This window comes from Acinetobacter sp. MYb191 (assembly GCF_037572605.1).
Lineage (GTDB): Bacteria > Pseudomonadota > Gammaproteobacteria > Pseudomonadales > Moraxellaceae > Acinetobacter > Acinetobacter johnsonii.
Map to the genome: position 1 here is coordinate 126,225 of NZ_JBBGZP010000014.1, position 14,381 is coordinate 140,605.

Consider the following 14,381-nt stretch of genomic DNA (forward strand, 5'->3'; position numbering starts at 1 on the left):
ATTTGATCTGAAATAAGCTGCACTACTACTTAATTATTTTGGTTCATATGCTGTTGGTACAAAGCGCACAGTGTGTAGGGACAAAGTCGAATCTAGAAAAAACGACAATACTTACAACCTAAGCAAAGAGATCATGCTTTTAGGAATCTATGCGTGCATGCATCAAAGTTAAATCCACTAAGCGCTGAGCGGGGGGTGAGAGTGAACGGTCTGCCAATTGCACAATAGCACACTCAATATTCATCTCTATCGTAGGGAGTTGGGGTTGAAGGAAAGTTCCAATATTAACGAGTTCACTATTGCTATCTATCCATGATTTCCAAGTAAACAGTATATTGTTGCTATGCAATGTCGTGTCATGCAGTATTTGCAAATTATCACAGGTCAGTCCAATTGGCAGCGCTTGATTCGGCTTCATGCCAAGTATCGAACGTATCCGTGGCGAAAGTGATTTATCAATCGTTACCGCGGACCAAGGATAATCCGGAATTTGCATGGGTGAAGGAGGAGTCTTTTGCTGTAATAACGGGTGTTCAGGCCTACAGTACATTGAACATGGTTCAGATGGTAGCCAAGTGAGTTCGAAGCGTTCATCCTCTTGTAGGTCGCCTGGGTAAGCAATAAAAAACTCAATTCTTTCTTGTTCTAAATGTGTCTGTAAGTTAGGTGTTTGACTCGCTTCTATATGTAGTTTTAAGTGCGGACACTGTTGTTTTAGCTCTATCAGCGCACTACGTAGCGGCCCATCAATAGCAAGTAAGCTAATCCCGAAGTTTAGCTCGCCACGTTCTGCTTGGGATAAGTAATAGATATCATCGGCTAAGTCACGTGCTCTGCCCAGTAAGGTGTGTGCTCTTGCTATTAAATATCGACCCGCTGGGGTTGGACGTACCGATCGCGTGTCTCTATCGAATAAACGTAAATCGAATTCTGTTTCCAGTGCTTGGATACTACGACTAAAAGCAGTTTGTGAAAGATTTGCGCGTTCGGCAGCTCTCGAAAAATTCAGTTCTTCAGCAAGTAATTCTAAGTGTCTTAATTGTTTTAAATTGATTGATGCTCTCAATGCATAAGTTTCCCGTAAATAATGCATTAGACGAGAATGTATGACACTGATAGGTTGTTGTCAACAGTGTGAATAAATCAAGCCAAGACTTTTGAAAAGCAAGACTCTAGTCACGCTGTAGGATTTAAAAAAAATACTTTAGTAAGGAAACGAATGATGAACAAGCATGCCAGCTTTACTCGGATGGATCAGAGTGTTCAAGAGGATTGGGATATTATTGGCGCTGAGTTTAAGCCTTTTAGCAAAGAATTGCCTGACCGTGTCATGGCCCATCTCAAGCTATTAGATGGTGATTATGCGGGCTTCCCTATTGATCGACTGAGCCATTGCTTACAGACTGCGACTTTAGCCTATCGCGATGGTCGTGATGAAGAATATGTGGTTTGCGCATTGTTACATGACATTGGGGATACTTTGGGTTCTTTCAATCACCCTGAAGTTGCAGCAGCAATTCTTAAGCCTTTCATCAGTGAAGCGAATCATTGGATGATTCAAAATCACGGCGTTTTTCAGGGAAATAACTTTTTCCACTATATCGGTATGGATCGAAATATGCGCGATATGTTTGCAGGGCATCAGCATTATGAACGTACACGTGAATTTGTCGATTTATACGACAATCCAGCATTTGACCCGAATGGTGAAATCCTTCCGCTTGAGTTTTTTGAGCCGATGTTATGTAACGTTTTTTCTAAACCCAAAAACACTTTGTATAAAGCCGCGTTAGAGCGTATAGAAGCGGAGCGTACAGAATAAGGGTTAAATGGAGAAAAACATGCAAATCGAATCATTGAAAGGTAAAGTGAGTGAAGTCGAGTGGAATCTGCGGGTGGAACTCGCTGCTATTTACCGACTCGCTGCATTATATGGCTGGACGGACTTAGTATTTACTCATATCAGTGTGCGTTTGCCGACTGCAAAAGGCGAAGCCGAACAGTTCTTACTCAATCCTTATGGCTTGTTATTCGAAGAAATTACAGCTTCTAACTTAATTAAAGTGGATGCTGAATGTAACAAGTTAAGTGACTCCCCATTTCCTGTAACACCCGCTGGCTTCACTATTCATAGTGCTATTCATGCAGTGCGAGAAGATGCACATTGTATTTTGCACACCCACACACGTAGTGGCGTGGGGGTGAGTGCTCAAAAATGCGGTGTTTTACCCATTAGCCAACAGTCCATTTTTATTCTTGATTCGTTGGCCTACCACGATTATGAAGGGGTTGCGATACGTGAAGATGAAAAGCTGCGCTTACAGGCCGACCTAGGCAATGCAGATTATTTGATGCTTCGTAATCATGGCTTACTGGTCGTTGGGCGTAGTGTGGCAGATGCCTTCCTCAAAATGTATACCTTCGAAAATACCTGTCTGATTCAAATTGATGCTCAAGCAGGCGGTCAATTGATTGAAGTTGATCCAGCAATTCGACAAGGTCTTGGTGAAGTATTTAAGGCTGCAACGAGCGGTATGGGTGCTGAAATTGCTTGGCCAGCATTGTTGCGTAAACTCGATCGATTAGACCCGAGCTACAAAACCTAATTACAAAGCCCAATTTCAATTTAAAACACAAGAGTAAGTGGCATGCATGTCTTGGAGTTTAGAAGCTCCGAGGCATGTGTGTGTCTACAAGGAATGAGCTACCAACCTAATGAGGAACATGGAGTTCCGACTGGTAACACTCAAGGAAATAATAAAATGAATGAAATGGTTACGACTAAGCCATTAAGTGGCTCCCCAGTACCAGAAATCACATCCGCAGAGATTGATGCGGTTGTACGAAAAGCCGCATGGCGGTTGATCCCTATCCTGTTTTTAGCTTATCTCATTAACTTTATCGATCGAATCAATATTTCATTTGCCAAGCTACAGATGAGTCAGGCGCTTGGACTGGATGATGTTGCATACGGCATTGGCGCAGGGATGTTTTTTATTGGTTACTTCTTTTTTGAAGTTCCCAGCAACATGATTCTTGAACGCATTGGCGCTCGACGTTGGGTACCCATCATCATGGTCGCGTGGGGAGGTGCAACATTAAGTTTAGCCTTCATCACGACTCCGCTAGAGTTTTATGTCATTCGCTTTTTTATTGGTTTTGCTGAAGCAGGTTTTTTCCCGGGTGTTGTCCTGTTTATCACTTACTGGTTTCCAGCATCTCATCGTGGGCGGATCATGGCAGTATTTATGGCTGGACTGGCTGTGTCTGGGATCATTGGTGGCCCAATATGTGGGGCAATCATACAGTATATGGATGGTTATGCAGGTCTAGCAGGATGGCAGTGGTTGATGATTACAACAGGATTTCCCTGCGTCATCATCGCCGCTGGTATTTATTTTTTACTCACAGATCGACCAGATCACGCAAACTGGCTAAGTCCGCGAGAGAAACAAGTTCTTCACGTCAGTTTGGGCAATCAAGCTCGTCCTAAAGCCTCAATAAAAGCAGCCTTACGGAACTTTTGGACTTGGAACAGTGCTTGGATCTATTTCTTATTGGTCTGCGGTGGCTATGGTATATCTTTTTGGATGCCAACTTTATTTAGCCAAGCTGGAATAGAATCAAATGCTAAAATCGGATTATTAGTCGCAGTCCCCAATATACTGGGTGTGATTGCCATGCTCCTCATCTGTCGAAACTCAGATCGAACTCAAGAACGTCGCTGGCATTTAGCAGTTTGTTTTTCTTTGATTGCTATAGGTTACTTAGTCATCACTAGTCACTTAGACAGTGTAGTAGGTTTACTGATTGGCTTTAGTATTGCTCACATCGGTATCTTGGCTGGTGCACCATTAATCTGGACGATCCCAACCCGAATGCTCTCACCTGCAGCAGCTGCAGTAGGTATTGGAGTCATCGCATCGATAGGAAACCTTGGAGGATTTTTTGCACCAGTGTTAATTGGCAAATTTAGTCAGTTAACAGGGAGCTTCGCTATTGGTTTTTTGGTGATCGGCGCGTTGCAAGTAATCGCGGCTTTGTGGACCGCTTTAACAGTGCGCATTCCACGTCACTAACTTTTTAGTAGAAGCAGTATAGCCTCGTCGATTAGCAACGAGCAGGCTTGAAGAAGAAATACCTATATAATTTCCTTGGAAAATTTTGTGTAAAAAGAATACATAGGTAATCTCTAATCTCAATTTATTCTATTTTCATCTAAGGGTTCATTCATGAGCCCTTTTTTGTCTCTTTAAAATCTCTTTTTAATACCATCAGTGTCTTTAGAGATATTATATTTTTATACTCATTTCTTTCTGATCTAAACCATCTTGTTTTAGATCCAAAATTAATTTGGATAAGCTTGTGAGTAAAAACACGAGATAAAAAAAAGCCCTCTGTAACTACAGAGGGCTTTTCAAATTTGGCGGAAGCGGTGAGATTCGAACTCACGGAGGGGTATAAGCCCTCGTCGGTTTTCAAGACCGGTGCATTAAACCGCTCTGCCACGCTTCCATGTGCGCCATCATACGGAGCTTTTGTTTTGATGACAAGTAAAAATTACCGTCAAAGCAATCAACTGCATATTGTTTCATCAAAAGTTTATAATTTCGAAGCGATTTCAGCACCTTCACGAATCGCACGCTTCGCATCTAGCTCAGCTGCCAATTTAGCACCACCAATAATGTGATAATTCGCTAGTGTATTTTGCTCAGCACTTGGCATCAGATCCTTTACAGACTCCTGCCCTGCACACACAACGATAGTATCGACACGTAGCAATTGATCTTGTCCTGCCATATCCACCCAAAGCCCTTCATCAGTCACAGCTTTGTACTGAACCCCACGTAACATACGTACTGCATGCTTTTTCAACTGTGCACGGTGTACCCAGCCCGAAGTTTTGCCCAAACCTGCTCCAAGTGCAGAGGTTTTACGCTGTAATAAATAAATCTCACGAACAGGTGGATGAACTTCTGCGGCCTGCGTGCCTCCTTCAGAAACATAATTCGGGTTTGGATCTACGCCCCATTCACGTTGCCAATCTGCAAGTGGTTGTGGCTGAGGTTGATGCTCTGGTTTCAATAAATACTCAGACACATCAAAACCAATCCCTCCAGCACCAATCACTGCAACCTTTCGACCAACAGGTGCACCGCGCAGCACTTCTGCATAAGACAAGACTTGCGGTGAATCACTCCCTTCGATACGTAATGCGCGTGGCACAACACCTGTTGCAATGATAATTTCTTCAAAGCCTTCACGCTCAAGCTGCTCACGATTCACTTTGGTGTTTAAACGTAAGTCGACGCCAGTTTTTTCAATCTGTACTTTGAAATAACGAATGGTCTCATGAAACTCTTCTTTACCAGGTACAACTTTTGCCAAGTTGAACTGTCCACCCACCTCATGACTTGCTTCAAACAGAGTCACTTGGTGTCCACGACTGGCTGCAACCGTCGCGGCTGACATACCTGCGACGCCACCACCCACAACCGCAACTCGTTTCGCTTGTTTCGCTTTCAAATAAACCAACTCAGTTTCAAACGCCGCACGCGGGTTGACTAAACAAGTAGCACGTTGGTTTTTAAAAGTATGATCTAAGCATGCTTGGTTACAAGCGATACATGTATTAATTTCATCGACACGATTGGTTGCTGTTTTATTCACCCAAAAAGCATCAGCCAATAACGGACGCGCCATTTGCACCATATCAGCTTTGCCCGATGCCAAAATCTCTTCTGCCGTGTCTGGCATATTAATGCGGTTTGAAGCAATCACTGGCACAGCTACGTGCTTTTTCACTTCCGCAGTATAGTCAACAAAAGCAGCACGTGGCACCGAAGTCACAATAGTCGGAATCCGCGCTTCATGCCAGCCAATCCCTGTATTCAACAAGGTAATGCCTGCTTTTTCTAGTGCTTGCGCAATGGTAATCACTTCTTGCATGGTATTGCCATCATGCACTAAATCTAGCAATGACAAACGGAAGCAAATAATAAATTTCTCGCCGACTTGTGCACGTATCCCTTTGACAATTTCGACCGCAAAACGCATACGGTTTTCAATCGGCCCACCCCAACGGTCTTCACGTTGATTCACATGACGGCTTAAGAACTGATTCAGTAAATAACCTTCTGAACCCATAATTTCCACACCGTCATAACCTGCCTTTTTCGCAAGACTGGCACAGTTGACATAGTCATCAATAGTATTCAAAATTTGTTTTTCAGACATTTGACGCGGTTTAAAAGGCGAAATCGGCGACTTGATTGGACTGGCAGAAACCACAAAAGGTTGGTAGCCATAACGTCCAGCATGCAAAATTTGCATTAAAATTTTTGCGCCATGCTTATGTACTGCATGTGTCACTAAACGATGCGGAGCAATATCCCCCAGCGTATTCATCGTTCCACCCGCAGGAAGAAGCCAACCTTGACGGTTTGGAGAAATCCCGCCTGTAATGATCAGACCAACACCACCTTTAGCACGCTCACCGAAGTATGCTGCCAATTTTGGATAATTATAAAAACGATCTTCCAAGCCCGTATGCATGGAGCCCATCACCACACGGTTTTTAATGGTGGTAAAACCCAAATGTAAGGGTTTTAAAATATGTGCATAGCTATTGGTTGTCATCATGAATCCTTATCTTTGGCTTTGCAACTTGTTGCATAGTACTTTAGCTGTTTTTTAAAATATTGGGATGACAATTTATAAAAAATTCTTGGCATCTACGGTCAATTCAACTGAGCTCTCAAAAACATATGACAATAAAAAAACCAGTGACGTTGCCCTCACTGGTTTAGTTTTTTAGACCAAAGCCCTTTACTGCCAATGCTTTAACTTACTGGTTTGACCAATACCCACATTAAAACTATTGGTTGGATCAAGCTTTTCATAATGCGTTCGTAGTGCAGGTTTTGCTACATATAAATGTCCGACATTATGCTCGGCTGGGTATTCTGCCCCACGAGCATCCAGTAAATGCCACATTTGGTGTTCCATCGCCAAAGGATCTACGCCTTTTTTCACAATATAGTCCTGATGAAACACATGACATAAAAAGTGACCATAATAGAGTTTATGAACAATCAGATCATCCATCTCTTTGGGTAAGGTTTCCACCCACTCTCGATCATTACGACGCAATGCGATATCCAGAGCCACAATATCTTCAACCTCTGAACGGTGCGTATCCCGATAGCGAATTGCTGCACCTGCAACGGCAAAACGATGTAAAAATGCTTTACGTCCTTCTTCCTCGCTACAGTGGAAAAAATCACCTGAAGTTTTATCTTGGAAATAACGTTTTAAAAAGCTTTCAACTTGCTCGACATCTTGATTTTCAATCCGAATAACCAAATGATGTTCATATAAATCACGGAAAGCATTCATCCGTTTCGGTAAATGATTAGGCAAAAATTTGGTGATCAATTGCAGGACTTTATCTGACAGTCCTTTCATACCAAATTTTTCTAAGTACGCATCGACCTTATCTTTCATTGCAAATGCAGCAGGTACTTTGGCTGTGCCGAGTTTTTCAATGAACATAAAGGTGTCTTTACCGTACTCTGCCCCAATATCATAAGCCACGCGATGGATGTATTCCCCTGCAATCGGCAATCGCGGCAAATCTTTTAGTAAAAAACGGCGGATTTCAGTCAAATCATCATGTGAGTTTGTACCGACGTAAAATACCTGACTTGGAATTTTTTCAAAGGTATCCAAACGTACGGCAAAAACACACACTTTACCTGCCGAACCCGATGCTTCATATAAACGAGACGGATCGGCATTAAAACGTGCAGGTGTATTTTCATCAACTTGTTTAACATCATGTCCATAACGATGGTCCGATGCGCAGCAGCCTGAGTTATTGATAATATCGCCGATTTGATAATTTTTCGTTTCAAGCTTGCTTAGTATTTCTTCAGGTGTTTCTCCGAGATTTACCCCTAGATGATTCACCAACTCTAACTGACCATCATCATTGACACGGGCATACAAAGCTAACTCAGTATAAGCAGGACCACGGCGCACCAAAGCACCGCCAGAGTTATTACAGACGCCACCTAAAACTGAAGCTCCAATACACGATGAACCAATCACCGAGTGTGGCTCCCGATTAAATGGCACCAATTCTTTTTCAAGTCGATCTAGTGTTGCACCAGGTAGACAAATCACTTGCTGACCGTCATTAATAACCTGAATGCCAACCAAACGACGCGTGCTGATCAGTACCACAGGACGGTCATAGTCATCGCCAAAAGGCGTTGAACCACCGGTCAAACCTGTATTGGCTGCTTGCATAATCACAATACAATCTGCATCAACAGCCGCTTGCAGTACTTGCCACTGTTCCAGTAATGAACCTGGTGCAACAACAGCCAGTACTTTCCCTGCACCGTAACGACGACCTTGGCGGTATAAACGTGTGTCTTTATCGTCAGTTAAAACGTGTTGTTTACCAACAATGGTGATGAGTTTTTGAATAGTTTGCGGTGCGTCTAAATTGGGTTGCATTTTATATCCTGCCCATTAATTTTTTGAGCTTTTCAATAAAGCTAGATTATGAAATAACACATTCATTTTTTTAAGCGTATTAATCACGGTATTCGATGTCGTGTAGCGGCATGGATGCCGCCGTTGGGCGGGGTACAGGACGTACCCCTCGCCCAACAAAGGATTTTTGTTACTTTTCATCCTTGAAAAGTAAGGTATCGCCTACGCAATTGAACTTAAATTTTTTAATTCAAAATGAGGCAAAGGATGCTTCTTTATATTCATTCGCTTTTATTAGAGAGTTTTACTCAGCCAACTCTCGTTCTAACTTCACTAAACAGTCAGACGTAATATCAGCGATGGTTTTTGCACCTGTTAAAGTCATTGCCACACGCATTTCTTTATCAATTAAATCAAGCAGATTTGAAACACCCTCACCGCCTGCCGCACCTAAAGCATAAACAAAGGCACGACCGAGCATACACGTGTCCGCACCCAACGCCAGCATACGCACCACGTCTAAACCATTACGAATACCCGAATCCGCGAGGATTTTAATATCACCCTTGACTGCATCTGCAATCGGCGGAAGTGCACGTGCAGAAGATAAAACCCCATCCAGCTGACGACCACCGTGGTTTGAAACCACAATCCCATCTGCACCGAAACGCACTGCATCTTTAGCATCTTCAGGATCCAGAATTCCTTTAATGACCATTGGCCCATCCCAAAACTCACGAATCCACTCAAGGTCTTTCCAAGAAATAGACGGATCGAAGTTAGAACCTAACCAACCAATATAATCTTCTAGACCTGTAGGCTTACCTAAGTATTTGGAAATATTGCCCAAGTCATGCGGACGTCCCATCATGCCGACATTCCACGCCCAGTGTGGGTGGAAACACGACTGCATGTAACGGCGCATTGCTGCATTTGGGCCACTCATACCTGAGTGGGCATCGCGGTAACGCGCGCCCGGAACAGGCATATCCACAGTAAACACCAAGGTTGAACAGCCTGCTGCTTTAGCACGCTCCAAAGCATTTTTCATGAAACCACGGTCACGTAGTACATAGAGCTGGAACCACATTGGACGTTGAATCGCAGGTGCCACTTCTTCAATTGGACATACTGAAACGGTAGACAGTGTAAATGGAATACCCTTTTTATCTGCAGCGACCGCAGCTTGAACTTCGCCGCGGCGTGCATACATGCCTGTTAAACCCACAGGAGATAATGCAACAGGCATCGACAAAGTTTCATCAAAAAGTTTGGTCTCTAAACTTAACTGTGACATGTCGTTCAGTACACGCTGGCGCAAAGCAATTTTTGATAAATCTTCTACATTACGCTTCAGGGTATATTCTGCATACGCACCACCATCGATGTAATGGAATAAAAATGGCGGTAAACGACGTCGTGCCGCTTCACGGTAGTCATTGGCAGAAGAAATAATCATGCTTATATCCTGTTTAATCGACTGGCGCGCTGACGACGAGCTTCTTCCTCATCAATCATTCGCACCTGTTGTACTACAAACTCAATGTGTCCACAGACTGCTTTACGTGCAGCTTCTGGATCACGACGTTCAATTGCATTCATGACTTGAAAGTGCTGATCATGCAATTGATCAAAACGGTGTGCTTCGCTATAGACTTTTCGACGTCCCAAAGCGACGTTGAACTGCAACAAATCGAACAGACCACGCATCATCTGAATCAAAACCAAATTATGAGATGCTTCAGCAATCGCTAAATGAAATTTCGCATCTGCACGAGCCGCCTCGTCATCATTTCCCAAAGCCTGAAAATGGTTAATCTGATCATAATGATGTCGGATGTTCACCAGATCTTCTTGGGTTGCGCGTTGTGCTGCATACCAAGTTGTTCCACCTTCTAAAATAATGCGCGCCTCTTGCACATCAAATCGGTAGGCAGGATCTTCACTCATCAAATTACTAATCGGTTGTACGATTTGATAACTGGACCAAGTTGCTGGTAATTGTTTTAAAAAAGTCCCCGCCCCCACTTTGCTGACCAACATACCCATGCTGGTCAACTGCGAAATGGCCTCTCTTAAAGAAGAGCGAGAGACTTGAAGCTGTTCACACAGTTTTCTTTCAGCAGGCAGACGGTCTCCAACTTGCATATTGCTTTGTTCAATCAATACACGCAGGCTTTGTACAGCTTTATCGGAGACTTTCATCTGCTTTCCTTAACGTTGATACACAATTTGTGTTATGGAATCATCCATGGGAACACATAGGCTTGTAGGGTAATCATAATACCCATCATAATTGTGAACGTTATACTGTGTTTTAAGGTAAAACGGAATAAATCAGACTCTTTACCAACCAGTCCTACCGCCGCACACGCAATTGCAATCGATTGAGGTGAAATCATCTTACCGGTCACACCACCACTGGTATTGGCTGCCACCAGTAAAACTTCTGGCACACCAATTTGCTGAGCTGTGGTGGCTTGAAGCGCTGAAAACAGTGCATTGGCAGAAGTATCTGAACCTGTAAGGAATACACCCAACCAACCCAAGAAAGGTGAGAAGAACGTAAATGCCGAACCTGTATGTGCGAGGGCCAAAGCCAAGGTCGAGGACATACCTGAATAGTTTGCGATAAAAGCAAAAGACAACACCATACCAATTGAATAAATGGGAACTTTCAACTCATTCAGAGTTTCACCAAAAGTTACCACAGCATCTTTCGGTTTCATCTTCAAATAGGCAATGGTAATCAATGCTGCAATAAAAATCGCAGTTCCTGTAGCCGAGATCCAATCAAACTTGTAAATCGCGTCATAATCTTTAATTTCAGCAACCACAGGTGGCATTTTTTGAATCATTTGATGCAAAAATGGTACTTTGATTGAAATCACGAGATCATGCAATGCACCGTCTTTGGCAAATAAATCCTTAAACGGTTTCACACTCCAGATCGTCACCATCACAGTTAAAATCGCGAATGGAGACCATGCTTTTGCAATTTGTCCTACAGTGTATTTTTGCTGTTTTTGTGCAGCCACATCTTCACTCATCGTTGCGTCTTGATCTGCAAAACGGAAAATGTGCTTCGGCTGCCAGTATTTAAACAAAATTGTTAAAGAAATCAGGGATGCAATTGCAGCCGTAATATCAGGTAATTCTGGACCGACAAAGTTAGAAGTTAAGTATTGTGCAATCGCAAAGCTACTTGCACCTACCACAACTGCTGGCCATGTTTCTTTAACACCGCGCCAGCCGTCCATGATTGCCATAATCCAGAACAACACGATTGGCACCATAAATGGTAGCTGACGGCCCACCATTTGGCTGATTTCCATCGTATCGACACCAGAGACTTGTCCAGCAACAATAATTGGAATACCCATTGCACCAAAAGCCACAGGTGCTGTGTTTACAATGAGGCACAGACCTGCTGCATATAACGGTTTAAAGCCTAAACCGACTAATAGTGCAGCGGTAATTGCCACAGGAGCACCAAAGCCTGCCGCACCCTCTAAGAAGGTACCGAAAGCAAAACCTACCAACAGCATTTGTAAACGCTGATCTTCAGTAATTGAGAGAATAGAAGAACGAATGATGTCGAACTGGCCTGTCTTCACTGAAATTTTATACAGGAACACCGCACCAATAATGATCCATGCAATCGGCCATAAACCGTAGAGGAAACCATAAGCCATCGATGCAAATGCCATCAGCACAGGCATCTTATAGGCAAATAAAGAGACAAGAAGTGCAAGTACAACGGTGATCGTACCCGCCACACTGCCTTTTAAACGAAATACCGCGAGCGCCAAAAAGAAGAAGATAATCGGAATCAGTGCTATTAGACTTGAAATCCAAATATTCCCCATCGGGTCATACATTTGCTGCCATTGAAGCATTGTCATCTCCTTGAAATGCTTACTAAGATTTAATTTTGAGCATATTATTGGCACTTTTGCCAATATTGGACAGACCAATATGTGCAACCGTAAAGAGAAACAAACCAATAATGACTTATACTTGGCTTATTTTGATTTAAAATGAAGTAAAACTTCAATTAAAAGTTAATATTGGTATGACCAATATGAGCTACCTTTACAAACTAGATCATATTTCAATCAAATTAATATCATTGTTTTTACTTATATTTTTATGAAAATAATGCCAATTTTAGACTTTAGTCTAATAATATAAAAAATAATCACCCAACTTAAATCCAGCTTAATACTCAAAAAATGGAAAAATCACACAATATTGGTAATACCAATTTAAACCAAACCAACTTCCCCACTTTTCTGATTAATTTACAGCCTAAAAATCTTCTAAAAAGACAAAAAGTGAGCACACAATATAGAAACCGATTTTCTCCAGAAATTTTTCAACAGTATCGATATGCACATGAACTTTAATATTTTTAAAGCCCTATGATTTTTTAGAAAAACCATTTGGAAAAGTGCTACAATCGCGGACATATGTATTCTTTCAGGCCACCCATTCTCGGTGCCTATATTTATATCGTTAGGATTAACAATGACTGATAATGCAACTATCTTGCAGAATGTCCCAGTTGGCAAAAAAGTTGGTATTGCCTTCTCTGGTGGTCTAGATACTTCAGCTGCACTTTTGTGGATGAAACAAAAAGGCGCAGAACCTTATGCTTATACAGCAAACTTAGGTCAGCCTGATGAAGACGACTACGATGCGATTCCAAAAAAAGCGGAAGCGTATGGCGCAGTAAAAGCTCGCTTAGTTGACTGCCGTTTACAGCTTGCACTTGAAGGTATTGCTGCGATTCAATGTGGTGCGTTCCACATTTCAACTGGTGGTGTACCGTATTTCAACACGACGCCATTGGGTCGTGCAGTAACAGGGACTATGCTTGTTACTGCAATGAAAGAAGATGATGTCAACATCTGGGGTGATGGTTCAACATATAAAGGAAACGATATTGAACGTTTCTACCGTTATGGTTTGTTAACTAACCCTGCACTTAAAATCTATAAACCTTGGTTAGACCAAACGTTTATTGATGAATTAGGTGGACGTGCTGAAATGTCGCAATTCTTGATCGACAACGGCTTTGACTATAAAATGTCAAAAGAAAAAGCTTACTCAACTGACTCAAACATGTTGGGTGCGACCCACGAAGCAAAAGATCTTGAATACCTCAATGCAGGGATCAAAATTGTTGACCCAATCATGGGCGTTGCATTCTGGAAAGACGACGTAGAAGTTAAAGCTGAAGAAGTATCGATTACTTTTGAAGAAGGCTTCCCTGTTGCAATCAATGGTCAACGTATCGAAGACCCTGTTGAGTTCATTCTTGAAGCCAACCGTATTGGTGGTCGTCATGGTCTAGGTATGTCTGACCAAATCGAAAACCGTATTATTGAAGCAAAATCTCGCGGTATTTATGAAGCACCAGGTATGGCACTTCTACATATTGCTTATGAGCGCTTGGTTACTGGTATTCATAACGAAGACACGATTGAACAGTATCGTATTAACGGTCTACGTTTAGGCCGTTTACTTTACCAAGGTCGTTGGTTCGACTCTCAAGCATTAATGCTTCGTGAAACTGCACAGCGTTGGGTTGCGAAAGCCATCACTGGTACAGTAACTTTAGAACTTCGTCGTGGTAATGACTACACCATCATGAACACTGAGTCTGAAAACCTCACTTATGAAGCTGAGCGTTTGACGATGGAGAAAGGCGATTCAATGTTTACGCCAATGGACCGTATTGGTCAGTTAACTATGCGTAACTTGGACATTACCGATACTCGTGCGAAACTTGGTATTTATACCAATACTGGTTTGCTTGCAGTCGGTACAGGTTCTGCTGTTCCACAGCTAAAAGACAAAAACAAATAAGT

At 42.5% G+C, this 14,381-nt stretch carries 10 protein-coding genes and 1 tRNA gene; 4 read left to right on the forward strand and 7 right to left on the reverse strand.

The genetic code is table 11. From position 1 onward, the window contains the following. Positions 1–139: 139 nt before the first annotated feature. The gene (locus tag WH214_RS09860) at positions 140–1,093 is read right to left on the reverse strand and encodes a LysR family transcriptional regulator (RefSeq protein WP_339421213.1); all 954 of its coding nucleotides are present in this window, start codon (positions 1,091–1,093) and stop codon (positions 140–142) included. A gap of 126 nt (positions 1,094–1,219) precedes the next feature. Here WH214_RS09860 and WH214_RS09865 point away from each other — a divergent pair, with 126 nt between their 5' ends. From WH214_RS09865 to WH214_RS09875, 3 genes are all read left to right on the forward strand, one after another. Further along, a complete protein-coding gene (locus WH214_RS09865) occupies positions 1,220–1,822 on the forward strand; it encodes an HD domain-containing protein (protein WP_339421215.1) in 603 nt (200 codons plus the stop codon). A gap of 19 nt (positions 1,823–1,841) precedes the next feature. Continuing rightward, the gene (locus WH214_RS09870; RefSeq protein WP_339993272.1) at positions 1,842–2,606 is read left to right on the forward strand and encodes a class II aldolase/adducin family protein; all 765 of its coding nucleotides are present in this window, start codon (positions 1,842–1,844) and stop codon (positions 2,604–2,606) included. Between the two features lie 156 nt (positions 2,607–2,762). Continuing rightward, positions 2,763–4,079: an MFS transporter gene (locus WH214_RS09875; RefSeq protein WP_339421219.1), complete on the forward strand. Its 1,317-nt coding sequence runs from the start codon at positions 2,763–2,765 to the stop codon at positions 4,077–4,079. Between the two features lie 345 nt (positions 4,080–4,424). Here the strand turns inward: WH214_RS09875 and WH214_RS09880 are convergent. From WH214_RS09880 to lldP, 6 genes are all read right to left on the reverse strand, one after another. Further along, a tRNA-Ser gene (locus tag WH214_RS09880) sits at positions 4,425–4,515 on the reverse strand. Between the two features lie 87 nt (positions 4,516–4,602). Further along, on the reverse strand, positions 4,603–6,639 hold the full coding sequence (locus WH214_RS09885) for an NADPH-dependent 2,4-dienoyl-CoA reductase (RefSeq protein WP_148827096.1): 2,037 nt from the start codon (positions 6,637–6,639) through the stop codon (positions 4,603–4,605). A 189-nt stretch (positions 6,640–6,828) separates the two neighbouring features. Continuing rightward, entirely contained in the window at positions 6,829–8,526 is a 1,698-nt protein-coding gene (dld, locus tag WH214_RS09890; RefSeq protein ID WP_339421221.1) for a D-lactate dehydrogenase, read from the reverse strand. Positions 8,527–8,809: 283 nt separating this feature from the next. After that, on the reverse strand, positions 8,810–9,964 hold the full coding sequence (lldD, locus tag WH214_RS09895; protein WP_005399760.1) for an FMN-dependent L-lactate dehydrogenase LldD: 1,155 nt from the start codon (positions 9,962–9,964) through the stop codon (positions 8,810–8,812). Positions 9,965–9,966: 2 nt separating this feature from the next. Beyond that, on the reverse strand, positions 9,967–10,710 hold the full coding sequence (gene lldR / locus WH214_RS09900) for a transcriptional regulator LldR (RefSeq protein WP_004694009.1): 744 nt from the start codon (positions 10,708–10,710) through the stop codon (positions 9,967–9,969). Between the two features lie 32 nt (positions 10,711–10,742). Further along, a complete protein-coding gene (lldP, locus tag WH214_RS09905; protein ID WP_171065388.1) occupies positions 10,743–12,410 on the reverse strand; it encodes an L-lactate permease in 1,668 nt (555 codons plus the stop codon). A 625-nt stretch (positions 12,411–13,035) separates the two neighbouring features. Here lldP and argG point away from each other — a divergent pair. Continuing rightward, positions 13,036–14,379, forward strand: a complete 1,344-nt coding sequence (gene argG / locus WH214_RS09910; protein WP_004694013.1) for an argininosuccinate synthase — start codon at positions 13,036–13,038, stop codon at positions 14,377–14,379. Positions 14,380–14,381: the final 2 nt, after the last annotated feature.

Coding starts and splice junctions, on each gene's coding strand:
- WH214_RS09860 (WP_339421213.1), bottom strand. CDS start 1,093: ATGCATTATTTACGGGAAACTTATGCATTGAGAGCATCAATCAATTTA.
- dld (WP_339421221.1), bottom strand. CDS start 8,526: ATGCAACCCAATTTAGACGCACCGCAAACTATTCAAAAACTCATCACC.
- WH214_RS09870 (WP_339993272.1), top strand. CDS start 1,842: ATGCAAATCGAATCATTGAAAGGTAAAGTGAGTGAAGTCGAGTGGAAT.
- lldD (WP_005399760.1), bottom strand. CDS start 9,964: ATGATTATTTCTTCTGCCAATGACTACCGTGAAGCGGCACGACGTCGT.
- WH214_RS09875 (WP_339421219.1), top strand. CDS start 2,763: ATGAATGAAATGGTTACGACTAAGCCATTAAGTGGCTCCCCAGTACCA.
- lldP (WP_171065388.1), bottom strand. CDS start 12,410: ATGACAATGCTTCAATGGCAGCAAATGTATGACCCGATGGGGAATATT.
- WH214_RS09885 (WP_148827096.1), bottom strand. CDS start 6,639: ATGACAACCAATAGCTATGCACATATTTTAAAACCCTTACATTTGGGT.
- lldR (WP_004694009.1), bottom strand. CDS start 10,710: ATGAAAGTCTCCGATAAAGCTGTACAAAGCCTGCGTGTATTGATTGAA.
- WH214_RS09865 (WP_339421215.1), top strand. CDS start 1,220: ATGATGAACAAGCATGCCAGCTTTACTCGGATGGATCAGAGTGTTCAA.
- argG (WP_004694013.1), top strand. CDS start 13,036: ATGACTGATAATGCAACTATCTTGCAGAATGTCCCAGTTGGCAAAAAA.